The sequence below is a fragment of the Pseudomonas bharatica CSV86 genome (genome assembly GCF_000319305.2).
Lineage (GTDB): Bacteria > Pseudomonadota > Gammaproteobacteria > Pseudomonadales > Pseudomonadaceae > Aquipseudomonas > Aquipseudomonas bharatica.
The window spans coordinates 445,311-468,575 of sequence record NZ_AMWJ02000002.1 but is presented as its reverse complement, the minus strand read 5'-3'; the positions used below and the strand labels follow the sequence as shown (position 1 = coordinate 468,575).

Here is a 23,265-nt window from a genome sequence, read left to right as displayed (position 1 = left end):
GTCTGGATTAAGTGGGTCGCCTCTTTGGGCGGGTCTTGTCCCACGGTTGTTGATCGCGAAGCAGGCCGGCGATCACGGATTCACGCGGATGAATCGGTGGCCGCCAACCTGCCTCGCGAAGACGTCAAAGCAGTGTTTCGATACGCAGCGAGTTAGTCGATCCCGGCTGGCCAAAAGGCACGCCGGCCGTGATCAACAGGGTGTCGCCGCGGTTGGCCATGCCCTGGGCCTGGGCGATTTCCAGCGCGGTGGAGCAAACCTCGTCGACCTGGCGCAGGCGGTCGTTGACCACCGAGTGCACACCCCACACCACGCTCAGGCGCCGCGCGGTGCCCAGGTTTGGAGTCAGGTTGAGGATCGGTGCCCGTGGCCGCTCGCGGGAGGCGCGCAGGGTCGAGTTGCCCGACTCGCTGTAGTTGACCAGCACTGCCACCGGCAGGATCCCGCTGATACGACGGATCGCGCAGCTGATGGCATCGGAGACGGTCGCCTCGGCCTTCGGCCGGCCGACGTCGAGCTGGGTCTGGTAATCCGGGCCTGCTTCGACCTGGCGAATGATCTTGCTCATCATCTGCACAGCTTCCAGCGGGTAGTCGCCGGAGGCGGTTTCCGCCGACAGCATTACCGCATCGGCGCCTTCGGCCACGGCGTTGGCGACGTCGGTCACCTCGGCGCGGGTCGGGGCAGGGGAGAAGCGCATCGACTCGAGCATCTGCGTCGCTACGACAACCGGCCGGCCCAGTTGGCGGCAGGTAGCGATGATGTTCTTCTGGATCTGCGGCACGGCCTCGGCCGGCACTTCCACGCCCAGGTCGCCGCGGGCGACCATGATCGCGTCGCTCAGCTCGGCGATCTCGCGCAGTTGGGTGACTGCCGATGGCTTCTCGATCTTGGCCATCAGGAATGCACGATCACCGATCAGCTCGCGAGCTTCGGCGATGTCTTCGGGACGCTGGACGAACGACAGCGCCACCCAGTCCACGCCCAGTTCCAGGCCGAAGGCCAGGTCGCGGCGGTCCTTGGCGGTCAGCGGGCTGAGGTCGAGCACGGCCTGCGGTACGTTCACGCCCTTGCGATCGGACAGCTCGCCACCGTTGAGCACCTCGGTGTCGATGGCATCGGCGTGCTTGGCGGTCACCCGCAGGCGCAGGCGACCGTCATCCACCAGCAGGTCCATGCCCGGTTCCAGTGCGGCGATGATCTCCGGGTGCGGCAGGTTGACCCGCGCGGCGTCGCCCGGGGTCGGGTCGAGGTCCAGGCGCAGGGCCTGGCCACGCTTGAGCATGGCCTTGCCTTCTGCCAGGCGGCCGACGCGCAGCTTTGGCCCTTGCAGGTCCATGAGGATGCCCAGCGGGTAGTTCAGCTGGGCCTCGACTTCGCGGATCCACTGGTAGCGCATGGCGTGGTCGGCATGCTCGCCGTGGCTGAAGTTGAGACGGAAGATGTTCACCCCGGCTTCCACCAGCTGGCGGACATCGTCGATGCCCTTGGTCGCGGGGCCGAGGGTGGCGAGGATCTTGACTTTCTTGTCAGGCGTCATGGTGGGCAGTCTCAAGAATGAGGATGGCGCGGAAATCGTTGACGTTGGTGCGGGTCGGCTCGGTGACGATCAGCGCGTCGAGCGCTGCGAAGTAGCCGTAGCCATTGTTGTTGTCCAGCTCGTCGGTGGCCGACAGGCCCAGGGCGGCGGCGCGGGCGTAGCTGTCCGGGGTCATGAAGGCGCCGGCGTTATCCTCCGAACCATCGATGCCGTCGGTGTCGCCGGCGATGGCGTAGACGCCCGGCAGGCCCTTGAGGCTTTCGGTCAGGCTGAGCAGGAATTCCGCGTTGCGCCCGCCCCGGCCGTTGCCGCGCACGGTCACTGTGGTTTCACCGCCGGAAAGGATCACGCAGGGCGCGGCCAGTGGCTGGCCATGCAGGACCACCTGGCGGGCGATACCGGCATGGACCTTGGCCACTTCCCGCGATTCGCCTTCCAGGTCGCCGAGGATCAGCGGGCTGAAGCCGGCCTGGCGGGCTTTCACCGCGGCGGCTTCCAGCGACTGCTGGGGCCGGGCGATCAACTGGAAATGGCTGCGGGCCAGGGCCGGATCGTCGGCCTTTACGGTCTCCGAAGCGGGGTTGTTGAGCCAGTCGATGACGGCTTTCGGCGCTTCGATGTTGTAGCGCTTGAGGATCGCCAGGGCGTCGGCCGAGGTGCTCGGGTCGGCCACGGTCGGGCCGGAAGCGATGACCGTGGCCAGGTCGCCAGGCACGTCGGAAATCGCATAGGTGTACACGGTGGCCGGCCAGCAGGCCTTGGCCAGGCGGCCGCCCTTGACTGCCGAGAGGTGCTTGCGTACGCAGTTCATCTCGCCGATGGTGGCGCCGGACTTGAGCAGGGCCTTGTTGATCTGCTGCTTGTCGGCCAGGGTCAGGTCTTCGGCGGGCAGGGCCAGCAATGCGGAGCCACCGCCGGAGAGCAGGAAGATCACCCGATCGTCGGCGCTCAGGTCGCTGACCATGTCCAGCACGCGCCTGGCTACGGCCAGGCCGGCGGCGTCGGGGACGGGGTGGGCGGCTTCCACCACTTCGATTTTCGAGCAGCTGGCGCCGTGGCCGTAGCGGGTCACTACGAGACCGCGGACCTCGCCCTGCCAGGCGCGCTCGACCACTTCGGCCATGGCGGCGGCGGCCTTGCCGGCGCCGATGACGATCACTCGACCCGTACGGTCGGCGGGCAGATGGGCTTCAAGCACCTGACGCGGGTGCGCGGCATCGATGGCCGTGGCGAACAGGTCGCGGAGAAAGTGTTGCGGATCGACCGACATCTCAGGCCTCCAAATCTTATTGTTCTGCAGAATCAAAAACGCCCCTGGAACGGCCTCCGTGCAGGCTGAACCAGGGGCGGTGTTGCTCGAGTGCAACTGCCAGCCTCAGAAGCTGAAGGAAACGATGCGCGGTTCCTTCGATCCGCGGGCTGGCAGGTGTTGCTTATTTGTCGTCGCGGATCGAGAAGTTGGCCATGTGTTCCAGGCCCTTGATCAGCGCCGAGTGGTCCCAGTTGGCACCACCGATGGCCGCGCAGGTGCTGAACACCTGTTGGGCGTTGGAGGTGTTGGGCAGGTTGATGTTCAGCTCCTTGGCGCCTTGCAGGGCCAGGTTCAGGTCCTTCTGGTGCAGGCTGATGCGGAAGCCCGGGTCGAAGGTGCCCTTGATCATGCGCTCGCCGTGCACTTCAAGGATCTTCGACGAGGCGAAGCCGCCCATCAGTGCCTCGCGGACCTTGGCCGGATCGGCGCCGTTCTTGGCGGCGAACAGCAGGGCCTCGGCGACGGCCTGGATGTTCAGGGCGACGATGATCTGGTTGGCGACCTTGGCGGTCTGGCCGTCACCGTTGCCGCCGACGCGGGTGATGTTCTTGCCCATGGCCTGGAACAGCGGCAGGGTGCGCTCGAAGGCTTTCGGGCAGCCACCGACCATGATGCTCAGGGTCGCGGCCTTGGCCCCGACTTCGCCGCCGGATACCGGAGCGTCCAGGTAGGCGGCGCCGGTGGCCTTGATCTTCTCGGCGAAGGCCTTGGTAGCGGTGGGGGAGATCGAGCTCATGTCGATCACGATCTTGTTCGGGCCGACGCCTTCGGCGACGCCGTTTTCACCGAACAGGACGCTTTCCACCTGCGGGGTGTCCGGGACCATGACGATGATGAATTCGGCTTCCTGGGCCACTTCCTTCGGATTGGCCAGGGCCACGGCACCCGCGGCGATCAGGTCGGCCGGAGCGGCGTCGTGGTGGGTGGAAACGAACAGGCTGTGACCCGCTTTCTGCAGGTTCTGCGCCATTGGGCGGCCCATGATGCCGGTGCCGATGAAACCGATTTTAGCCATGAGAATGTGCCTCTTCTTTTAATCAGGAGCGACGCGGTCCCTGTGGGAGCTGGCTTGCCAGCGATAGGGCCGGCAGCAGCAACGATGTTGTCCGCTCGGGCCTCATCGCTGGCAAGCCAGCTCCCACAGGGGAGGGCGGTGCTTGTTAGATCGCGTTATGGGTCTTCAACCAGCCCAGACCTTCTTCAGTGGTGGTCCTGGGCTTGTACTCCGCGCCCACCCAGCCCTGGTAGCCGATGCGGTCCAGGTGCTCGAACAGGAAGCGGTAGTTGATCTCGCCGGTGCCCGGTTCGTGACGGCCCGGGTTGTCGGCCAGCTGGATGTGGTTGATCTTCGCCAGGTTGGTTTCCACGGTACGCGCCAGGTCACCTTCCATGATCTGCATGTGGTAGATGTCGTACTGCAGGAACAGGTTGTCGCTGCCCACCTCGGCCTGGATCTCCAGCGCTTGCTGGGTGGTGTTCAGGTAGAAGCCCGGGATGTCGCGGGTGTTGATCATTTCCATGACCAGCTTGATCCCGGCAGCCTTGAGCTTGTCGGCGGCGAAACGCAGGTTGTCGACGAAGGTCTTGCGCACGGTGGCGCAGTCCGGGCCCTGTGGACGAATCCCGGCCAGGCAGTTGACCTGGGTATTGCCCAGCACCTGGGCGTAGGCGATGGCCAGGTCGACACCGCTGCGGAATTCCTCGACCCGCGCCGGGTCGCAGGCGATGCCGCGGTCACCCTTGGCCCAGTCGCCGGCCGGCAGGTTGAACAGCACCTGGGTCAGGCCATGGGCGTCGAGCTGCTGCTTGATCTCGGTGGCGGCGTAGTCGTACGGGAAAAGGTACTCGACACCGCTGAAGCCGGCGTCGGCAGCAGCCTTGAAGCGGGCCAGGAAGTCCTGTTCGGTGAACAGCATGGACAGGTTGGCGGCAAAGCGTGGCATGGTGGTCTCCTTGCTGGGTTGGGCCCCGCACCCTGAAGGGCGGGGCCTCGCAGACGATCAGTCGAGCAGCGAAATCGCGGTTGGCGCGTCGTTGCCGACCAGCGCCAGGTCTTCGAACTCGTTGACCGCGTTGATTTCGGTACCCATGGAAATGTTGGTAACGCGCTCGAGAATCACCTCGACCACCACCGGAACGCGGAACTCCTCGGCCATTTTCTGGGCCTTGAGCAGCGCCGGGGCGATCTCGGACGGGGTGAACACGCGCAGGGCCTTGCAACCCAGGCCTTCGACCACGGCCACGTGATCGACGCCGTAGCCGTTGACGTCCGGCGCGTTGATGTTCTCGAACGCCAGTTGTACACAGTAATCCATCTCGAAACCACGCTGCGCCTGGCGGATCAGGCCGAGGTAGGCGTTGTTCACCAGCACGTGGACGTACGGCAGGTTGAACTGCGCGCCCACCGCCAGTTCTTCGATCATGAACTGGAAGTCATAGTCGCCCGACAGCGCGACGACCTTGCGGCTCGGGTCGGCCTTGACCACGCCCAGGGCAGCCGGGATGGTCCAGCCCAGCGGGCCGGCCTGGCCGCAGTTGATCCAGTGGCGCGGCTTGTAGACGTGGAGGAACTGGGCGCCGGCGATCTGCGACAGACCGATGGTGCTGACGTAGGTGGTGTCCTTGCCGAACACCTCGTTCATTTCCTGGTACACGCGCTGTGGCTTGACCGGCACGTTGTCGAAGTTGGTCTTGCGCTGCAGGCTCGACTTGCGGGCCTGGCAGTCTTTCAGCCATTCGCCGCGGCACTTCAGCTTGCCGGCGGCTTTCCACTCGCGGGCCACTTCGAGGAAGGCGTCCAAGGCAGCGCCGGCGTCGGACACGATGCCCAGGTCCGGGGTGAACACGCGGCCGATCTGGGTCGGTTCGATATCTACATGGATGAAGGTACGGCCTTCGGTGTAGACGTCGACGGAACCGGTGTGACGGTTGGCCCAGCGGTTGCCGATGCCGAACACCAGGTCGGACTTAAGCAGGGTGGCGTTGCCGTAGCGGTGCGAGGTCTGCAGGCCGACCATGCCGACCATCAGCTCGTGGTCATCGGGGATGGTGCCCCAGCCCATCAGGGTCGGTACTACCGGTACGCCGGTCAGTTCGGCGAACTCGACCAGCTTGTCGCTGGCGTCGGCGTTGATGATGCCACCACCGGCGACCAGCAGCGGACGTTCGGCTTCATTGAGCAGGGCCAGGGCTTTTTCCGCTTGCTTGCGGGTAGCGGCTGGCCTGGTGACAGGCAGTGGCTCGTAGGCATCGATATCGAACTCGATCTCGGCCATCTGCACATCGAACGGCAGGTCGATCAGCACCGGGCCCGGACGGCCGGTACGCATTTCGTAGAAGGCTTTCTGGAAGGCGTAAGGCACCTGGCCCGGTTCCAGGACGGTGGTTGCCCACTTGGTCACCGGCTTGACGATGCTGGTGATGTCCACGGCCTGGAAGTCTTCCTTGTGCAGGCGGGCACGCGGGGCCTGGCCGGTGATGCAGAGAATCGGGATGGAGTCGGCGGAAGCGCTGTACAGGCCGGTGACCATGTCGGTGCCGGCAGGGCCCGAGGTGCCGATGCACACGCCAATATTGCCGGCCTTGGTACGGGTGTAACCCTCGGCCATGTGCGAGGCGCCTTCAACGTGGCGAGCGAGGACGTGATCGATACCGCCGACTTTCTTCAGGGCCGAGTACAGCGGGTTGATCGCTGCACCAGGAATGCCAAACGCGGTTTCCACACCTTCGCGGCGCATCACCAGAACGGCTGCATCGATTGCTCTCATTTTGCTCATGGCTTTGTGCCTCATTGATGTTGTAATTGTATACAAGATGCTTTGCGCCAGAGTGTATTCATGGGACGCGGCTCTGGTCAATCCATTTTCGTCCGTGACCTGTGCTTTCGTCGAAACGCCGTAGAAACGGGCCTGGCGCGGCATAAGGTCGCAGCGTTCGAATTATTGTATACAAAAACATTTACCATTGTGTTCTATTTGGTCTATCAATTTTCACTTGCCCACAGGGCTTCATAACAACAAGAGGACCGTTTCATGAACGCATTGAGCTTGAAAGTCGCCGTCGGCCTGGTGAATGGCGCGCTGGCAGCGGGGCGCAAGATCTCCGCCGCGCCGCTGACCGTGGTGGTGCTGGACGCCGGTGGCCATCTGCTGGCCCTGCAACGGGAAGATGGCGCCAGCCTGCTGCGTCCGCAGGTGGCGATGGGCAAGGCCTGGGGGGCGATCGCCCTGGGCAAGGGCTCGCGTTTGCTGGCGCTGGACGCACAGCAGCGCCCGGCATTCTTTGCCGCGCTCAATGGCCTGGGTCAGAGCCCGGTGGTGCCGGCGCCCGGTGGCGTGCTGATCCGCAATGAGGCGGGCGTGGTGCTGGGCGCTATCGGGATCAGCGGGGATACGTCGGATATCGATGAGCAGTGCGCGATCAGTGCGATCGAGGAGGCGGGGCTGCGGGCGGATGCGGGGGTTGCTGCCTGATCTGAAGCTTGTGGTGTAACTACTGGCCTCATCGCTGGCAAGCCAGCTCCCACAGGGTTAGCGGCGCCGCAGACCCTGTGGGAGCTGGCTTGCCAGCGATGGGGCCCTCGCGCCGGACATCAACTGTCCGGTGCACACCCCTTCAACACCAAGCGAATGATCGTTTGCGTGGCCGCCTCGTAATCACTCTCGTCCAGCTTCGCCTTCCCGGTCACCACCGAGATCTGCCAGTCGAAATCGGCGTAGGTCTGGGTTGCGGCCCAGATGCTGAACATCAGGTGGTGCGGGTCGACCGGGGCGATCCGGCCCTTGTCGATCCAGCGCTGGATGCAGGCGATGTTGTGCCGGGCCTGGGCGTTCAGTTGCTCGACCTGGCGCGGGCTCAGGTGCGGGGCGCCGTGCATGATCTCGCTGGCGAATACCTTGGAGGCGAACGGCAGGTCGCGGGAGATGCGCACTTTGGAGCGGATATAGGCGCTCAATACTTCTTCCGGGTCACCCTCGGCATTGAACGGCGTCGAGGCCTGCATGATCGGCTCGATGATGCTTTCAAGGACCTCGCGGTAGAGGTTTTCCTTGGACTTGAAGTAGTAGTAGACGTTGGGCTTGGGCAGGCCGGCCTTGGCCGCGATATCGCTGGTCTTGGTGGCGGCGAAACCCTTGTCGGCGAATTCTTCACTGGCCGCGCGCAGGATCAGTTCTTTGTTGCGCTCGCGAATGCTGCTCATGGTTGGCGCTGTTCCTTGGTCTCGTCCCGGGCAGGCCGGGCAGGCGGTGGCGCATGGTAGCACCGGGCTCGCGAGGGGCTCAAGGCAGCGGCCCGGCGCTGCTCGCGATGGCACCAATGGGTATTTGCATGGTCAACCCGCTATCCTTTTGCAACTATCCTTTGCGCGAGACAGGACACATGGCAGGAAGCAGCCTTCTGGTATTGATCGACGATATCGCCACGGTACTCGATGACGTTTCCGTAATGACCAAGGTGGCGGCCAAGAAAACCGCCGGTGTCCTGGGCGATGACCTGGCGCTCAACGCGCAGCAGGTCACCGGGGTACGCGCCGAGCGGGAGATCCCGGTGGTGTGGGCGGTGTGCAAGGGGTCGTTGCTGAACAAGCTGATCCTGGTGCCGGCGGCGCTGCTGATCAGCGCGTTCATCCCCTGGGCGGTGACGCCGTTGCTGATGCTTGGCGGCGCCTACCTGTGTTTCGAGGGCTTCGAAAAGCTGGCGCACAGGTTTCTGCATGGCACCGAGGAAAAGCAGGCGAACCATGCCGCGCTGAGCGAAGCCGCCGCCAATCCGGCAATAGATCTGGTGGCCTTCGAGAAGGACAAGATCAAGGGCGCGATCCGCACCGACTTCATCCTCTCCGCCGAAATCATCGCCATCACCCTCGGCACCGTCGCCGATGCACCGCTGACCCAGCAGATCATCGTGCTCTCGGGCATCGCCCTGGTCATGACCATCGGCGTGTATGGCCTGGTGGCGGGAATCGTCAAGCTGGACGACCTGGGCCTGTGGATGACCGAGACCCGCAAGGGCATCGGCAAGCGCATCGGCCACGGCATCCTGCGCGCCGCGCCGTACCTGATGAAGACCCTGTCGGTTGTGGTTACGGCCGCGATGTTCCTGGTCGGCGGCGGGATCCTCGTGCATGGCGTCGCGCCGCTGCATCATGCGGTCGAGGCGTTCAGCCAGGGCAATGGCGGTGCGCTGACCAGCGCCCTGGTCAATGGGGTGCTCGGCATCGTCGCCGGTGCCGTGGTGCTGGCGCTGGTCAGCGTGGGCGGCAGGCTGTGGAAGGCAGTGCGCGGCTGACTGGTATTTTTGTCAGGTTCCTGATCGCACGCCGCAGCGCATACTGGCGTCCACCGCAGACCGGGGATGTCAGGCATGTCATCGAGTCGTCAGCTTCATCAGCACACGCCCGTGCTGTCGGTGGGCGATTCGCGCGGTGCGACGGTGCGTAGCGTGGCGTATTGTCGGGTCGCTGCGCAGGAGGTGGCCGAGAGGCGGGTCACGGCGCATGCCTTCGATGTGCTCGGACGTGATATCGCAGCCTGCGATCCAAGAGTGTGGAACAGCGGCGGACCGCCCAATCGTACACAGCTACATTCCCTCTCCGGGCGTGTCCTGTTTACCGAAAGCCGCGATGCCGGCTGGCGCTTGGCGCTGTCTACCGAGGTCGGGCCGGCGGCTCAGGCCTGGGACAGTCGCGGTTCCGTCTTTCGCAGCGAATATGACGGGCAACTGCGCCCTGTAGCCTTGCATGAACAGGCTGCCGGTGAGGCTTCCCGGGTGATCGAGCGCCTGGCGTACGGCGGTGCCGATCTTCAGGCCCGCAACCAATGTGGCCGTCTGTTGCGCCATGACGATCCGGCGGGCACCGTGCTGTTCGACGACTATGCGCTGGGCGGTCAATTGCGCAGGCAGCGTCGGCGTTTTCTTGTCGAGGCTGAGGGGCCGGACTGGCCCGGCGCCGAATCCGCGCGCGATGCACTGCTCGAGCCCGGTGACGGCTATGCCACGGAAACGCATTTCAATCCGCCCGGTGATCCTGTCCTGCGCATCGATGCCCTCGGCAACCGCCAACGGCTGGCGCTCGACCAGGCGGGTGCCTTGCGTTCTTCGACCGTGCAACTGGCCGGCAGCGAGCAGGCGCAAAGGGTGCGCGATGCGATCCATTACGACGCCATGGGCCGGGTCAGCGGCGAGACGGCCGGCAACGGTGTAGTCACCGAGCGCAGTTTCTGTCCCAAGGATGGCCGACTGCAGCGCCAGCTTTCCCGTCTGCCCGGGCAGGCAGCGTTGCAGGACCTGCGTTACCAGTACGATCCGGCTGGCAATATCCTGGTCATCGATGACCTGTCGCAGCCGCTGACCTTCTACCGCAACCAGCGGATCGCGGCGCAGCAGGTAATGGTCTACGACACGCTTTATCAACTGATCGAGGCCCGTGGCGTGGAAGTCGACCAGCCCAGCCATGGCCCCGGGCTGCCACCGCCGTACGATTTGCCGCTGGACCCGACCCGGCTGGTCAACTACGTACAACGCTTCGAATACGATGCTGCCGGCAATTTACTAAGCCGCCAGCACAGCAACGCCGCCGGCTTGCGCATGGCGGTGTCGGGCACCAGTAATCACGCTTTGCCTGGGCGACCCGATGGCAGCCTGCCTGATGAAGCGCAGATCGCCGCCGCCCATGATGGCTGTGGAAATCTGCTGCGGCTGGAGGGTATTGCCGAGATGCACTGGAATCCGCGCAACCAGCTGGCCGGGGTGCGGCAGGTGACGCGTGATTCAGGCAGCGATGACCATGAACGCTATATCTACTCGGCTGATGGCAACCGTGTGCGCAAAGTGTCGGTGGCCCAGGCCCGATCACGCAGCCTGGACAGCGAAGTGCGCTACCTGCCGGGGCTGGAACTGCATCGCGCAGTGACCGGGGACACGCGGCGGGTCGTACTGGTGGATGAACACCTGCGCATTTCGGGTGAGCAGTGGCGCTACAGCCTGGGCGATCACCTGGGCTCCATCGCCGTGGAACTGGACGGGCAGGGCGCCTTGCTCAGCCGCGAGGCGTTTTATCCGTTCGGCGGCACGGCGGTATGGGCAGCGAGGAGTGTGGTCCGGAATGAGCCGAAGACCCACCGCTATTGCGGCAAGGAGCGCGATGCCGGTGGTTTGTATTACTTCGGATTGCGTTACTACGCGCCCTGGCTGGGACGTTGGATCAGTGCGGATCCCTTGGGCGAAGTGGATGGGCTGAATCTGTACCGGATGGTGATGAACAATCCGCTGAACCTGCGGGATGTGAATGGCGGGGAAGGCATACCGACCCTGGCGCACACCTTCTGGGCAGGCAAGCCAATACCGGCCGACTTTCTGCAAAACACCTTGATGTTCAAGTACCACAATCCGGATTGGCAGGTGAACCTGTGGACCCCGACCACCAAGCATTGGCGTCGGACCCTGGAGGCAATAGAAGACGACGGTACCCCTGTCCAGCGTTACCTTGCGCATCACTACGCGGACAAGATCCAGTATCGGGATCCGGAGGAGATGTTCGCTGCGTTGGCCGGGATCTACCCTCAGGCGTATAAGGTCAGAAGCATCTATGCACGGGAAGGTAACGGACCCTTTTCGAACCTGGCGTCGATGGGCGATGTGTTTCGCCTGGGGGCGCTCGAGGTTTATGGCGGCTTATGGATGGACGGTGATGTGGCGGTGCGCGGGCCCATTGATCTTTCCAAGCTCCGCGGGGACTTCTACATGTATTCGAGTGCGAGAGATGTCATGAATGTAGTCCTAGCTGCCGAGGCTGAATCCGAGACGGGGCGGTGTTTGCTTGATCAGCTGGTCCTGGAATATTCGCCGCAGTCTTTACGTGCACGCACCAGGCCCGAGGTGAGCTGGGTCGAGAAGCGTTCCGGGCCAGCGGCGCTCGAGAGGTTTTCCCGTTTCGGGCTGACCATGGCCATGACAGGCCCGACCATGATCGGGAATGTTCTGGGATTCAGCCGGGTCATTGAAGATTTCGGGGTGTTGCCGATCAAGCCCTTTTATTACCGCGATACCACTCCGACCGAGGAGGTGTCCCTAAATCGCTCCCTTGAGGATGTGCTGTATTCGGACTACCGGATCGGTGTGAATGCCTCGGCCAACTGGAGTCATATTCGAGCCGGTCGCCGAGCTTCCATCGGCTGAACGGCCACCGCAGTGGCCGTTCAGCCATCTCAAGGCGCGATGGCAGCACTTACCTCATGACTCTCCGGCACCCACTCCAGCAGCCGCTGCTTGAACCCGTAGCTGGCGCTTTCGTAATAGGCGATCGCCCGGGTAATTAGCGGATTCTCCACCTCGCCCGGAACCTCCCGGCTTTCACCCAGTGCCTGTTGGTGCAGGCGCAGGCCGCCGCGTGGGCTGAGAATCGCCAGGTCCTGGCCATCGAACAGCCCCAGGTGCTGGTAGTTGCCGATCAGCACCCGCGGCGGCAACGCGTCTTCCTGCAGCAGGTTGCGTCCGTAGAAGGTCGAGGTGTAGCTCATGTTCAGCAGGCCGAGCAGGGTCGGCGCCAGGTCGATCTGGCTGGCCAGCTTGCCGTCCTCGCGCGGCTCGATCAGCTTCGGCGCGTAGACGAACAGGGGGATCTGGTAGTTATGCACCGGCAGGTCTTCCTTGCCCGCGCTGCCGGCAGTGTGGTCGGCGACGAAGACGAAGATCGTGTTATCGAACCAAGGCTTGGTCCGCGCCTCGGCGAGGAATTTGCCAATCGCATAGTCGGTGTACTTCACCGCGCCGTCGCGGCCGTTGCCTGACGGAATGTCGATGCGCCCGTCAGGGTAGGTGTAGGGCCGGTGGTTGGAGGTGGTCATCAGTTGCAGCAGGAAGGGCACCTGGTTGGCGTGGTCGGCATCGGCCAGCTTGATCGCCTGCTTGTACAGGTCTTCGTCGGACATACCCCAGGCGTTCTTGAAGCTGATCTCCTGCTCGTCGACGCTGCTCTGGTCGACGATGCGGTAGCCATTGCCGCTGAAGAAGGCGTTCATGTTGTCGAAGTAACCGCGCCCGCCATAGACGAATACGGTGTCGTAACCCACTTCGCTCAGTTGCTGGCCAAGGCTGGCGAAACCGCCTTCACGGCCGATGCGCTTGACGACGGAGCGCCCGGGCGTTGGCGGGATCGACAGGGTGATGGCTTCCAGGCCGCGGTCGGTGCGGGTGCCGGTGGCATAGAAGTTGTTGAAGTACAGGCTTTGCTTGCGCAGGGCGTCGAGGTTGGGGCTGAGGTTGCGCGGGTCGCCGTTGCTGCCCAGGTACTTGGCGCTGAGGCTTTCGATGGTGACCAGGATGATGTTCGGCGTACGCGCTGTGCCCGGGTTGCTCACGGTACGGCGGATGTCCAGCGGCTCATTGCCGATGAAGGTCACGCCCGGCTCGTTCAGTTCGTCGCGCATCTGCCGGGCGGTGACCGCTTCGGGCAGGGTGCTGTAGAACTGCTGGTAGTCCAGCTCGTTGTTGCGGAAGGCGGCGAAGAACTGGTACGGGCCGTTGCTCGCCAGCTCGCGCTGGTAGGTATTGCCGCCCTGGCTGCGCAGGCTGTCCTGGTCGGCGAACTGCACGCACAGCAGGGCCGCGACGGCGATGCCGGCGGTGTGCAAGGCGCGCTGGCGCAGGCTCGGGTAGGGCGCCTCGAAGACCCAGCGCAGCGGCTTGATCAAGGCCAGGACCAGGGCCAGGGTCAGCAGGCCAAGGATGCTCAGCAGCAGGGCGATCGGGTAGGACTCGAGGATGTTGTTCAGCACTTCATCCGAGTACACCAGGTAATCCACGGCGATGAAGTTGAAGCGCACCCCGAACTCGTCCCAGAACAGCCATTCGGCCACCGCGGTGAACAGCATGATGTAGAGGCTGATCGCGAGGATGCCCACCAGCAGCCAGCGGGTGACCCGGGCCTGCCATAGCCGGCGCGGGCAGAGCAGGACGAACAGGCTCAGGGGCAGGGCGGCATAGACCAGGAACACCAGGTCGTTGAGCAGGCCCACGGTGAAGACCGAAAGGAACGCATGTCCGGCTTCATCCAGGTGGCTGAACATCAGGGCCGCGCGGGTCAGCAGGAAAACACCGAGCCAGACGGCGGACAGCAGCAAGAGATAGCGCATGGGCGCTGTTTTGGGGGTGTGCATCGTGAATTCCCTTTATTCGAATAGTCCATTACCTGCAACGGCCTTGTTTGGCAGGTACTGGCGAGTGTAGGCGGGGAAAACTAACAAGGGAAAAGAGAAAGAAATGTAAATGTCATGTATGGAAATGATGAAAAGCCCGGCTAAAGTAACGGGCAGTTGCAACGGGCAAGGAAGTCCGGATTGAAGTAATAACGATTACTATTTTTCTTGCCGCAAGGAAGGGGTGTCATGCCTGTCTGGAAGTTGTCCTTCGATATTTATCATCTGGCGTTCTACCTGGCTGCCATCTTGTTTTGGTTGTGCCTCTGCCTGCTGCTCGCCTTCAACTCTCGCCTGCTGTTTCACGCCCGGCACGGGTACCTGCATTGGCTGGTACCGGGGTTGGCGGTGTTCGTCAGTGGCTGTCTGCTGCTGCTTGATGTGATCTTCTTCTTCGACCGTGCCGGCATGCTTGCCGCCCTTCTGCTATTGGGCTTCGGGGTACCTACGGCGGCGATCTGGAGTGTGCGCCTGCGCCTCTCGCGCTAAGTCGCAGGTTTGTTTCAGGGATAGTCGAACAGGTGTCAGGAGACACACTTATGAACGTACAAGCGTCGAGCATGCGGGGCATGCCTGCGCCGTTGCTGGTGTTGCTGGTTGCGCTGTGGATGACACTGGTGATGAACGCACCTTTCTGGCGCAAGGTCTGGACGGCCACGGGTGGCCTTGAAAATGACAATCCGTTCTTTCTCGGTACGCTTCCATTAGTGGTGCTGGCGTTTAACTTTGTAGTCCTGTGTTTATTGGCATGGGGCAGGTTGGGCAAACTTGTCCTGGTCATCATGTTGTTGCTGTCGGCCTGCGTCAGTTACTTCATGAGCAACTACGGTGTGATGATCGACTATTCGATGTTGATCAATGCAATGCAGACCGATCGCCGTGAAGTGTTCGATCTGCTCGGTCCCGGGCTGGCGTTCTGGGTGCTGCTGGTTGGCGTGGTGCCGGCGATTGTGGTCAGCCGCATTCCCGTGGCCCGGCCTGGCTATGCGAGGGCGGGCCTGTCCAAGGCGGGCAGCGTGCTGGTGGCATTGGCGCTGATCGCCCTGATCCTGGCGCTGGCCTATCAGTCCTACGCCTCGCTGCTGCGCAACCACCGTGAACTGCGCCTGATGCTGGTGCCGTCGAACCTGGTCGGTGCGGTGCACAGCTATGCCAAGCGCCAATTGCGCACGCCCTTGACCCTGGAGCAGGTCGGGCTGGATGCGGCGCGCCAGGTCAATTCCGCCGCCGGCGGCCGGCATAAGGTGGTGGTGCTGGTGGTCGGTGAAACCGCGCGGGCGGCGAGTTTCTCGCTCAACGGCTACGAGCGGCAGACCAATCCGGCGCTGGCGACCCGCGAGGTGGTCAGTTTCAGCGAGGTCAGCGCCTGTGGCACCGCCACGGCGATCTCGGTGCCCTGCATGTTCCAGGACCTTGGCCGCCGCGAGTACCGCAGCATCCACGGCAAAAGTCGCGAAAACCTGCTCGATGTGCTGCAGCGGGCAGGTGTGGCGGTGCTCTGGCGCGACAACAACTCGGGCTGCAAGGGCGCCTGCGACCGGGTGCCCAGCGAGGAGGTGGACAAGCTGCAGATCCCCGGAATCTGCAACGCCGATGGCTGCTTCGACGAAGCCTTGCTGCATGGCCTGGCGGAGCGGATCGACAGCAGCAGCGACGACACCCTCATCGTCCTGCACATGCTCGGCAGCCATGGCCCGGCCTACTACAAGCGCTATCCCCAGGCCTTCCGCCGCTTCACCCCGACCTGCGACAGCAGCCAGCTGGACAAATGCGACAACGCCGCCATCGTTGTATCTGAATGACTCTAACAGTTAGTAGATTGTAACATACTGTTTTATAAGCATTTTACCAGACTAACAATTTTTCAATTTTTCGAGGCCTCTTGAAACCCTTCACGACCACTGTTCGAACGCCAACGTAACCATCGTCATCCCAGCAGGTCATGCGTACAGTCGCCCGCAAGCTGGCAAGGCCGATCTGATTGAGGTGGCAGAAAAGAGCGTTTGCTCACGGTAAGTGGGCACCCTCGTGCCGACGTGCAGAAATCAGCCGGACGCATACATCTAGCTAGGCGAACGGGGCATCACGCCTTGCCGGGGAGCCCAGCTGTGCAGCAACAGCTGGCTTTCCGGGTTGGCAAGCGCGTGAGCACGTCCTTTAGGTAGATCGAAAAAAGAAAGATTAATTTCCTCCCGGTTAAACCTCCACGTTGCTTAATGGGCGGAGGTTTGAGCATGATCATCAAGCCTTCATGGCAAGAATTCGCCGACCACCGTTGAGGACAAGCAGCCCGACAGCAAAACCAATGGCAAGGTCGGGATAAGGCGAACCCGTAAGCATCACCAGTAAGCCAGCAACAATAACCCCTAGGTTGGCCAATACATCGTTTGCTGAGAATATCCAGCTTGCTCGCATGTGAGCGCCACCATTCCGGTGTTTTGATATCAAGAGCAAACAGCCAACATTGGCCACAAGGGCGACCAGGCCAACCCCCATCATCAGCAATGACTCGGGTTCGCTGCCGAAAATAAATCTGCGCACAACTTCCAGTAAAACGCCTAACGCGAGCGCTATTTGTAGAAAGCCCGACAGATGTGCGGCCTTAAGCTGTAGACCCTTGCTCCGTCCAGCGGCATAGAAGGCAAGGCCATAAACAGCGGCATCGGCGAACATATCCAGCGAATCCGCAATCAACCCTGTGGACTCAGCAATAACCCCAAGAACCAGCTCGGCTACAAACATAAGAGCGTTGATACCCAGCAAGGCTTTAAGCACTCTGGACTCGTCTAGAGCCTCCTGGGCGTCAGCCTGCCCTCTCTCCGCGACCTCGCTTGGTGCGCAAGCCCGCGTACCTATCAGGGTCGAGCCAAGGCCCAAGGAATCGAGCTTGTTAGCGTGCAGATCTATCGCCCCCGAGTGATAGACGTGAACGCGCCGTTGACTGAGATCGAAGGATAACGACTCGATACCTTCCAGCCCCTCCAAAGCCAAGCGAATCATGCGCTCTTCAGAGGGACAGTCCATCTTGGGTACAGAAAACTCACTGACCCACGCAGCCCCATTGCTTGGGGTGGACACCTCATTCGACGGCGCAACGCTATTCGCACAACCACAAGCTTTGTCACCACTCATCCCGTTCACCTCCTAACAAGTAGGCAGCCTGAATACACCCTGTAGCAGGTACAGGGTCAACCATTGATCCCAGTCAGGCTATGCCCAAAATTGAGGTCTATATTGGAAAGTAGTGATTCACCCTCGATCAATCACCAGCTACAAGGAGCAGAAGATGAAAGCATCCCAACTCGCCGCCGTCGCTTTGGCGGCAGCGCTTTTCCCCGCATTAGCCTCCGCGCAGCAGGACTCAACCGCTGCTAAATCGGCCCAACAGCAACCGATAAGCGTTGAGCAATTCGACCAAGAGATGGCAAAGGCACAAGAAAATCTCAAAAAAATGCAGGAGCAAATGAGCCAAATTCAGAAGTCCACCGACCCCGCTCAGCGCCAGAAGCTGATGCAAGAGCACCAAGCCATGATGCAACAAGGCATGCAGATGATGAATGGGATGCAGGGTAACGGGATGATGGGGTGTTGCGGGGGCGGCATGATGGGCGGCCATATGATGGGCTGGGGCCAAATGGGCAGTCACTACTCCCAGATGACGCCTGAGCAGATGAAGCAGCATCAATACATGATGGATAGGTACATGGGCATGCAGCAGATGATGATGGATCAGATGATGCAGCATCAGCAACACATGGGCATACCGCCTCGCTAAGCCCTCACGTCCACTCCACGGGGGAGCATCCTATTCCGCACTGTTAAGCGTCTGCCCAACTCACCTAGCATGGGTTAGGCAGGCCCCACCGATGCGGCAGCAGCTGCTCGATCTCACTCGCCCGCTGCGTCGGCAACCGCGTGCGCACATCTTTCAAGTAGGCATACGGTTCATGCCCATTCATCCGCACCGACTGGATCAAGCTCATGATTGCCGCCGCCCGCTTACGGTCATGCAGGTGATGGATCAAGTCAACTCGAAATGGGGCCGTGGAACCCTGCGGCCAGGCCGTTGCCTGTTACCCCGAAGTGGAACATGAAGCGAGCCCCAGCTATACAACCCGGATCGATCAGCTATGGATGGTGAAATAAGCCCCTGGGGCTACTTAGCCCCAGGCTTCGGTGCAAGCGTAACTACCTTACCTTGGGCAACGCCATCCAACTGGGCCAGCTCAATCATGAGGCGCTGGTTCACCGACGCGAGCCTGGCTAGCTCCTCAAGAAGCAGGCTGTTCTCCCCCCGGAGCGCCTTGTTCAGTTCTTTCTCCTTCATCAGTGCTTGATGCTTGGAGTCACGCTGGGCGCGCACCGACTTGCCCATAAGGTTGCGAATACGTTCCGCCACCGCAGGGTAGGTATTATGGATAAGACCCGGCGTGACTCCTGCGGCCCTGGCAACTGAGGAGATGCTGAGCTTTTGGTTGCCCTCGACCATGCCATCGATGACCTTGTCGAGTGCATCGGCTGTCTTTGGCCGAGATCGCCCAGTGGAGCGAGGCTCCGTCGCTTGCTTAGCCATTCACAGCCCCTTCTTGCTCGTCGCCATCAGGGGATAGGCCTAGGCTGTTGATAACATCGAGCGCGACCTTCAAATCACGCTCGGCGCGCTGTCTTACTGCTGGGCCTGCATCCTCAATTTTCATCAACTCCCGCTGTTGCGAGTAGATAGCATGCCAAGTGCCGGCGAATGTCTCATCAATCACCGAATGCTTGCACCCAGGGCACCGTGTCGCCTCGTATAAGCCCGCACCTCCGCATCCGCGCTCTGTGGCAATGCACCAGCCATGGCCAGTCGCCCGAATATTCGCATGAGGCGCAGTTTGGGCCAGTAGAGCGGCCCTGTTCTTGACCGGAATAGCCCGCAACTCAACGATCCTCTCTCCTGCGCCTCCGGCCAATGGCTGATCGTCGAGCCAAGATTCAATCAGGTCGATTTTGAATTCGGTCATTTGCTGGAGGATCTCATCGAACAACGTGAGATCCTGAAGGGGGTTGGAGGCATAGAGCTGAGTCATGCTCATACTGCTGTGTTTGAACTGCCACTTGAGGAATACAAGCGAAGCACGCCCCATACGAGACTCTACAAAGCACCGGGCATAGGTGCGACGGCACTGGTGAGTCCGCAATGGCCAATCACTTCCAGCGGCTTTTGCGAGTCGCTTGAAGGCCTCATTGGAACCTGCGGCGCTGAGCACTTCGATGTGTCCAACGCGCTCGGTTTTGTTGCCGCTTCCATTCAAGCAGAGGAACAGTCTCTTCGAGTCTTTTCTGGCCTTCTCCAATCGAAGCAAAAGATCAGCGGAGTCAGTTAAATTGGGCGACAGTTCAAGGTCGCTCAACTCCGCCTCAAGCTCTCTTCTCATTGGGGTTGAGCACACGGCAAAGAGATTTAACGCATCCAGCGTAAGCTCAGGGACAAGATATTCGACTCGCCCCTTTCCTGTTTTATGCTCGGTCGTGATTACCCAGCAGTAAGTAACACCATCCACCACCTCTTTTCGCCATGCGCCGACTTCAATTCCGATGACTTCTTCGTTACGCATGCCGCTGGTAATTGACGCGATGTACAAGACAGCATCACGACAATTAATCATTTTGGGGCTGCGGCGAGTAAAAGTGTCAATGCCGGTGACCATCAAATCTTCTTTCGCCTCATGGACGACCTGCTCGCAGTAATTAAATATCTTCGCCTGATCGTCTGGCGGAATTATATCCGTCCTACCGGTGTTCTTATTAGCAGCTGAACTTCCCCTTGTTTCTCCAATTCCGCTAACTCGCCACAGGGACGACTCTCCCCATGGAAAATACTGAAGAGGGGAAATGGTTTCGACAGAGAATATCCATAAAAAATCAATTATCCGCAGTCTGGAATAAAGAGGCATCGGCCTCAATGATTCTGACTTGCAATGATGTATGTAGTTGCTGATATGTATAGGCCGAACATCGGAAAACCGTTCAATTCCCAAGCCACTAAGCCAACGAATGAACGGAATTACGCTGGCGCTGACGAGAGTTGTGATCCCCCTGGCGACAGGTGGCTTTGACCCTGGGAGCCCTCTCTTGAACCATGCATACGCGACTGCCTTGCAGTCATCAATCATCTCAGGTGGGAGATTAAAGTCCCAACTGACATACTTGTGCCCCTCACTTACGTTAGATTGATCAAAGAATGGCCGAAGATCCCACCGAGCATCACCAAATCTGCTTAATACAAAAGTTTCGCCATGATCATTAACAATCGCACTAACAACTATCGCATCTCGCTCAGCCTTGCTGAGGCCCGAGGCTGTTACAGGTTGCGCGAACAGTACATCATAGGCCTTGAGAGCTGCCTTGGAGTTCCTATTAGCCGACAAGATCGCCCCCTCGAATTTTCCGCATAAACTCAATCTTGCATCCCCAGAACGGATGAGGGGACATTTTCGCTTTGGCTTTAGCCGCCTCGATCAGTTCAATATTAAATTTTCTCGACGTAAACTCGTCAATGAGCCTGATGAAATCGCCTTGGCGTTTACGCCATCCCGCCCACTCATCCGTTAAAAAATACTCCATCTCCGCGCGCAGAAACTGCTGATAGCTGAACAGTCGATACAAGTCATCAAGAGTACCGACAATTGCGTAACTAGGACATGTCAAGCAATGAATGAACTCGGAACAATGGGTGACACCATCTTTGGGCGCCAGGCTTCCATAGAGGCTATCTTTACAGCCTCCTGGGGGTGTCGGTGTGACATTGATGCCACGCAGCTGATCGGTGAAAGCCGATCCGACGAAGATCGCCCCCTCAACCCTGATCTCGTCATTTATCTTCAAATAATGGTTATCAGCGACGCTAGGGGACTGGCCCATCACGGCGGACACTTCCAGTAGGTCGCCGCCGCTGAGCTTCCAAAGCCTACTTTCCATAGTCTTTCGAAGACGACTGAGATTAACGATCAGCGGCTTGCCCTGATCATCCTTCAAAGAGTGCCTCGCACAAATACTCTTCGTTGATTGAAATAACGTGCTGGAAGCAAGCGCGACTATCTTATGACCATGCCCATTCTGTCCGGATCTATATAGCCAAACATGCGACTTAATATTCTCAGGTGCAAACTCAACCAGTGGTTCAGAAATTGACAAAGCCTTATTTACAACAGCAACCCCATCTAAAGGAATTGAGTTGTATTCGTCATGCAGTCCCGTCTGTCGAATGGTTTTGCTCTGAGCACCCTTTCCGCGTCTTTTTACGGTGTTCAAAAGTCGAAGATTAGGGATGAATGGGTGTGACTGGAGCGCATCTCTAGACATTTCCAAGAGCGGCGTAGTGTTAATGCCAGATCTGGCGGCTGTAATCAGTAACAAGACCGTCATTGCTTCAGCGTCATTCCCAGGGAATAACCCCTTATGAATAGCTATTAAGTCTGATTTTAGTGCAGTTATAAGACTCTGCATTTCCGAGAGGCTGAGCGGCTTCGCGTCATTGGTGGATTTCGCGTTATTCGGGAAAGGAACAACTGGAAGAAAATTATCTTTGTCTGCCTCAATGAATCCGTATTCAATTAGACTGATGATCAATGACCTCAGTGAAGTGTAATAGTTCTTTGCAGTTGACCCGTTTGGATATTTTAGCTTCAACCAAGAAACATATCGATCAAGATGCCGTCTAGTTAGGCTGTTGGGGGATGACGGTGGTGAATCAATCGCTCCGCTTTTCAAGAAGGCCATGAAATATCGAAGGCCATAGCTAGAGTACCCTACAAGAGTAGCCAGAGAGAAGTTCCCTCCATTGACCAGCGCCCTGATTACATGAGTGCTCTGAATGGCCCATGCGTCAAAGCCAAGCCCAATGTACTGAGTGTGATCAATCTTAGTTACATTCCGAGGATTTTTCGGGAGATCGATTACAAGCTCATTCTCTACGGTCTCGAATCCTTTAGTGACCGAATGCATCTCGGCCTTATAGTTTTTCTTTCGAGCCAACAGTAGTACCTCAGGCGCTTGGAGTAGAGCCGGCCATAAACATCATGTCTATCTCATCCTCATGGGCAAGAACAGACTGAGCCTCTAGCTGATTAATTAGATGCAGATACACCATTGTTGTTTGAATGTCGGAGTGCCCCATTCTGTCTCGGACATAGAGTAACGGCTCGCCTTTAAAATCTCGGCTTTTTCGCAATGCAAGAAGGGTATAAGTTCCATAGGTATGGCGAAGCATATGGGCCCTAACATAAAAGCCGCACTTGCGCTCATACGCTTTCATCACGTCGACGATAGAGTCTTTCGCGTATTGCCGCCCCTCCTTGGTCAGCACCAAGGCCGTGGTGCGTCCGTTGCCGGTCGCTTTCCGTACTTCGCGCTTATGAAGCGTGTACGACCACATTTCCTCCATCAGCGACCAAGGCACGTCGATTGTCCTCGGACGGTTGTACTTGAGATGCATGTCCGATGGTTCAAGAGCCACGCTGATCATTTGCCCAAGACGTAGGCCCTTCTTCAGCCGAGGATTAAAGATGTACTTGAGAGGGAAAGTGCGAGCCTCGCAGGAGCGAAGGCCAGTACGAACCATTAGATGGAACAAGATCCGGTGACTCGGATCTGCATCAAGGGCGAGGCAAACCTTTGCCTGATCTTTGGTCAGGAATTTGGTCAATCGCTTACGCTCTCGCACCATCACTGAGGGTTTGGTACTCGCGGCGTTAGGACGCGCTACGTGACTGAGAAAGCCAGAGTGCGGAGTCGCTCTGACCCTTCGCTCGCCAAAGGGTAGAACTGCGATCAGATCACGCTGCTTGGCCCATTGGTAGAACCTCACAATTAGGTTCAGTCGCTTATTCAGTGTGCTGGGATCTAGCTCCAGCTCACCGCTCGACCAGTCTCTATATCGCGACAGGACGCTCAGGCCATCTGCCTGACTCTCCTCATTCCAGGCCAGGCCATTAGCCTCCAGGAAGGCGAAGTAGTCGAACAGACGACGACCATAGGCCTCCCACGTCAGAACACTGAGTGCCTCACCTGACTCGACTAGAATGTGCCATAGGAATGATTGAGCCGGTTCCACAGGCCAGCCATCTGAACCAACCAAGAGCGGGAAACCTTCGAAGGATCGACCGGCTACCGTCAGGTCTTTTGTCGCGAGCACTAACCTCATTCCACAGCCTTCAAGCCTCTATTAGTGATCTCCC

Annotated in this window: 19 protein-coding genes and 1 pseudogene; 7 read left to right on the top strand and 13 right to left on the bottom strand. The window is 59.9% G+C overall.

The features are described from left to right. Positions 1–124: 124 nt before the first annotated feature. From pyk to gcl, 5 genes are all read right to left on the bottom strand, one after another. A complete protein-coding gene (gene pyk / locus CSV86_RS15775; protein WP_009397640.1) occupies positions 125–1,540 on the bottom strand; it encodes a pyruvate kinase in 1,416 nt (471 codons plus the stop codon). Next, a complete protein-coding gene (locus tag CSV86_RS15770; RefSeq protein WP_009397638.1) occupies positions 1,530–2,810 on the bottom strand; it encodes a glycerate kinase type-2 family protein in 1,281 nt (426 codons plus the stop codon). Before CSV86_RS15770 ends, pyk begins: the two co-directional genes overlap by 11 nt. Positions 2,811–2,973: 163 nt before the next feature. Beyond that, on the bottom strand, positions 2,974–3,867 hold the full coding sequence (locus CSV86_RS15765) for a 2-hydroxy-3-oxopropionate reductase (protein WP_009397636.1): 894 nt from the start codon (positions 3,865–3,867) through the stop codon (positions 2,974–2,976). 145 nt (positions 3,868–4,012) lie between these two features. Next, on the bottom strand, positions 4,013–4,795 hold the full coding sequence (gene hyi, locus CSV86_RS15760; protein ID WP_009397631.1) for a hydroxypyruvate isomerase: 783 nt from the start codon (positions 4,793–4,795) through the stop codon (positions 4,013–4,015). A gap of 57 nt (positions 4,796–4,852) precedes the next feature. Further along, positions 4,853–6,628 carry a glyoxylate carboligase gene (gcl, locus tag CSV86_RS15755; protein WP_009397628.1) on the bottom strand — a complete coding sequence of 592 codons (1,776 nt, stop codon included), beginning with the start codon at positions 6,626–6,628 and terminating at the stop codon, positions 4,853–4,855. 255 nt (positions 6,629–6,883) lie between these two features. On the opposite strand from gcl, the gene CSV86_RS15750 reads away from it, so the two are divergent. Next, positions 6,884–7,324: a GlcG/HbpS family heme-binding protein gene (locus CSV86_RS15750; protein ID WP_009397627.1), complete on the top strand. Its 441-nt coding sequence runs from the start codon at positions 6,884–6,886 to the stop codon at positions 7,322–7,324. A 119-nt stretch (positions 7,325–7,443) separates the two neighbouring features. Here CSV86_RS15750 and CSV86_RS15745 read toward each other — a convergent pair whose 3' ends face one another. Further along, positions 7,444–8,052, bottom strand: coding sequence for a TetR/AcrR family transcriptional regulator (locus CSV86_RS15745; RefSeq protein WP_009397626.1), 609 nt, complete (start codon positions 8,050–8,052; stop codon positions 7,444–7,446). 179 nt (positions 8,053–8,231) lie between these two features. Here CSV86_RS15745 and CSV86_RS15740 point away from each other — a divergent pair, with 179 nt between their 5' ends. Together CSV86_RS15740 and CSV86_RS15735 are read left to right on the top strand one after the other, a co-directional pair. Further along, positions 8,232–9,140, top strand: a complete 909-nt coding sequence (locus CSV86_RS15740) for a DUF808 domain-containing protein (protein WP_009397624.1) — start codon at positions 8,232–8,234, stop codon at positions 9,138–9,140. A 75-nt stretch (positions 9,141–9,215) separates the two neighbouring features. Next, positions 9,216–12,029 carry an RHS repeat-associated core domain-containing protein gene (locus tag CSV86_RS15735; protein ID WP_158487710.1) on the top strand — a complete coding sequence of 938 codons (2,814 nt, stop codon included), beginning with the start codon at positions 9,216–9,218 and terminating at the stop codon, positions 12,027–12,029. A 29-nt stretch (positions 12,030–12,058) separates the two neighbouring features. On the opposite strand, the gene CSV86_RS15730 is transcribed toward CSV86_RS15735, so the two are convergent. Then, on the bottom strand, positions 12,059–14,008 hold the full coding sequence (locus CSV86_RS15730; RefSeq protein WP_037059767.1) for an LTA synthase family protein: 1,950 nt from the start codon (positions 14,006–14,008) through the stop codon (positions 12,059–12,061). A gap of 228 nt (positions 14,009–14,236) precedes the next feature. Between CSV86_RS15730 and CSV86_RS15725 the strand changes: the two genes are divergently transcribed. Then, positions 14,237–14,536, top strand: coding sequence for a hypothetical protein (locus CSV86_RS15725; protein ID WP_009397621.1), 300 nt, complete (start codon positions 14,237–14,239; stop codon positions 14,534–14,536). 50 nt (positions 14,537–14,586) lie between these two features. After that, a complete protein-coding gene (locus CSV86_RS15720; protein ID WP_170394867.1) occupies positions 14,587–15,849 on the top strand; it encodes a phosphoethanolamine transferase in 1,263 nt (420 codons plus the stop codon). A gap of 439 nt (positions 15,850–16,288) precedes the next feature. Here CSV86_RS15720 and CSV86_RS15715 read toward each other — a convergent pair whose 3' ends face one another. Beyond that, the gene (locus CSV86_RS15715; RefSeq protein WP_037060584.1) at positions 16,289–17,179 is read right to left on the bottom strand and encodes a cation efflux transmembrane domain-containing protein; all 891 of its coding nucleotides are present in this window, start codon (positions 17,177–17,179) and stop codon (positions 16,289–16,291) included. 154 nt (positions 17,180–17,333) lie between these two features. Between CSV86_RS15715 and CSV86_RS15710 the strand changes: the two genes are divergently transcribed. Then, entirely contained in the window at positions 17,334–17,822 is a 489-nt protein-coding gene (locus tag CSV86_RS15710) for a hypothetical protein (RefSeq protein ID WP_009400465.1), read from the top strand. A 64-nt stretch (positions 17,823–17,886) separates the two neighbouring features. On the opposite strand, the pseudogene CSV86_RS15705 reads toward CSV86_RS15710, so the two are convergent. After that, a pseudogene (locus tag CSV86_RS15705) lies at positions 17,887–18,060 on the bottom strand (transposase domain-containing protein); the annotation flags it as partial. On the opposite strand from CSV86_RS15705, the gene CSV86_RS33425 reads away from it, so the two are divergent. Then, entirely contained in the window at positions 17,995–18,141 is a 147-nt protein-coding gene (locus tag CSV86_RS33425; RefSeq protein WP_336512780.1) for a DUF4113 domain-containing protein, read from the top strand. The pseudogene CSV86_RS15705 and the gene CSV86_RS33425 overlap by 66 nt on opposite strands. 62 nt (positions 18,142–18,203) lie before the next feature. On the opposite strand, the gene CSV86_RS15700 is transcribed toward CSV86_RS33425, so the two are convergent. Genes CSV86_RS15700 through CSV86_RS15685 form a run of 4 tightly spaced genes read right to left on the bottom strand, consistent with a single transcriptional unit; the run spans position 18,204 to position 23,231 of the window. Continuing rightward, on the bottom strand, positions 18,204–18,620 hold the full coding sequence (locus CSV86_RS15700) for a hypothetical protein (RefSeq protein ID WP_009400469.1): 417 nt from the start codon (positions 18,618–18,620) through the stop codon (positions 18,204–18,206). After that, the gene (locus CSV86_RS32005) at positions 18,613–20,457 is read right to left on the bottom strand and encodes a site-specific integrase (protein WP_232244909.1); all 1,845 of its coding nucleotides are present in this window, start codon (positions 20,455–20,457) and stop codon (positions 18,613–18,615) included. Before CSV86_RS32005 ends, CSV86_RS15700 begins: the two co-directional genes overlap by 8 nt. Further along, entirely contained in the window at positions 20,447–22,063 is a 1,617-nt protein-coding gene (locus CSV86_RS15690) for a site-specific integrase (protein ID WP_037060585.1), read from the bottom strand. The genes CSV86_RS32005 and CSV86_RS15690 overlap by 11 nt, the downstream gene beginning before the upstream one ends. Positions 22,064–22,073: 10 nt before the next feature. Then, a complete protein-coding gene (locus tag CSV86_RS15685) occupies positions 22,074–23,231 on the bottom strand; it encodes a tyrosine-type recombinase/integrase (RefSeq protein ID WP_009400475.1) in 1,158 nt (385 codons plus the stop codon). Between the last annotated feature and the right edge of the window lie 34 nt (positions 23,232–23,265).

What these genes read in the sequence shown, in the direction of transcription:
- pyk (WP_009397640.1), bottom strand. Translation starts at nt 1,540, where the DNA reads ATGACGCCTGACAAGAAAGTCAAGATCCTCGCCACCCTCGGCCCCGCG.
- CSV86_RS15770 (WP_009397638.1), bottom strand. Translation starts at nt 2,810, where the DNA reads ATGTCGGTCGATCCGCAACACTTTCTCCGCGACCTGTTCGCCACGGCC.
- CSV86_RS15765 (WP_009397636.1), bottom strand. Translation starts at nt 3,867, where the DNA reads ATGGCTAAAATCGGTTTCATCGGCACCGGCATCATGGGCCGCCCAATG.
- hyi (WP_009397631.1), bottom strand. Translation starts at nt 4,795, where the DNA reads ATGCCACGCTTTGCCGCCAACCTGTCCATGCTGTTCACCGAACAGGAC.
- gcl (WP_009397628.1), bottom strand. Translation starts at nt 6,628, where the DNA reads ATGAGCAAAATGAGAGCAATCGATGCAGCCGTTCTGGTGATGCGCCGC.
- CSV86_RS15750 (WP_009397627.1), top strand. Translation starts at nt 6,884, where the DNA reads ATGAACGCATTGAGCTTGAAAGTCGCCGTCGGCCTGGTGAATGGCGCG.
- CSV86_RS15745 (WP_009397626.1), bottom strand. Translation starts at nt 8,052, where the DNA reads ATGAGCAGCATTCGCGAGCGCAACAAAGAACTGATCCTGCGCGCGGCC.
- CSV86_RS15740 (WP_009397624.1), top strand. Translation starts at nt 8,232, where the DNA reads ATGGCAGGAAGCAGCCTTCTGGTATTGATCGACGATATCGCCACGGTA.
- CSV86_RS15735 (WP_158487710.1), top strand. Translation starts at nt 9,216, where the DNA reads ATGTCATCGAGTCGTCAGCTTCATCAGCACACGCCCGTGCTGTCGGTG.
- CSV86_RS15730 (WP_037059767.1), bottom strand. Translation starts at nt 14,008, where the DNA reads ATGCACACCCCCAAAACAGCGCCCATGCGCTATCTCTTGCTGCTGTCC.
- CSV86_RS15725 (WP_009397621.1), top strand. Translation starts at nt 14,237, where the DNA reads ATGCCTGTCTGGAAGTTGTCCTTCGATATTTATCATCTGGCGTTCTAC.
- CSV86_RS15720 (WP_170394867.1), top strand. Translation starts at nt 14,587, where the DNA reads ATGAACGTACAAGCGTCGAGCATGCGGGGCATGCCTGCGCCGTTGCTG.
- CSV86_RS15715 (WP_037060584.1), bottom strand. Translation starts at nt 17,179, where the DNA reads ATGAGTGGTGACAAAGCTTGTGGTTGTGCGAATAGCGTTGCGCCGTCG.
- CSV86_RS15710 (WP_009400465.1), top strand. Translation starts at nt 17,334, where the DNA reads ATGAAAGCATCCCAACTCGCCGCCGTCGCTTTGGCGGCAGCGCTTTTC.
- CSV86_RS33425 (WP_336512780.1), top strand. Translation starts at nt 17,995, where the DNA reads ATGCCCATTCATCCGCACCGACTGGATCAAGCTCATGATTGCCGCCGC.
- CSV86_RS15700 (WP_009400469.1), bottom strand. Translation starts at nt 18,620, where the DNA reads ATGGCTAAGCAAGCGACGGAGCCTCGCTCCACTGGGCGATCTCGGCCA.
- CSV86_RS15685 (WP_009400475.1), bottom strand. Translation starts at nt 23,231, where the DNA reads ATGAGGTTAGTGCTCGCGACAAAAGACCTGACGGTAGCCGGTCGATCC.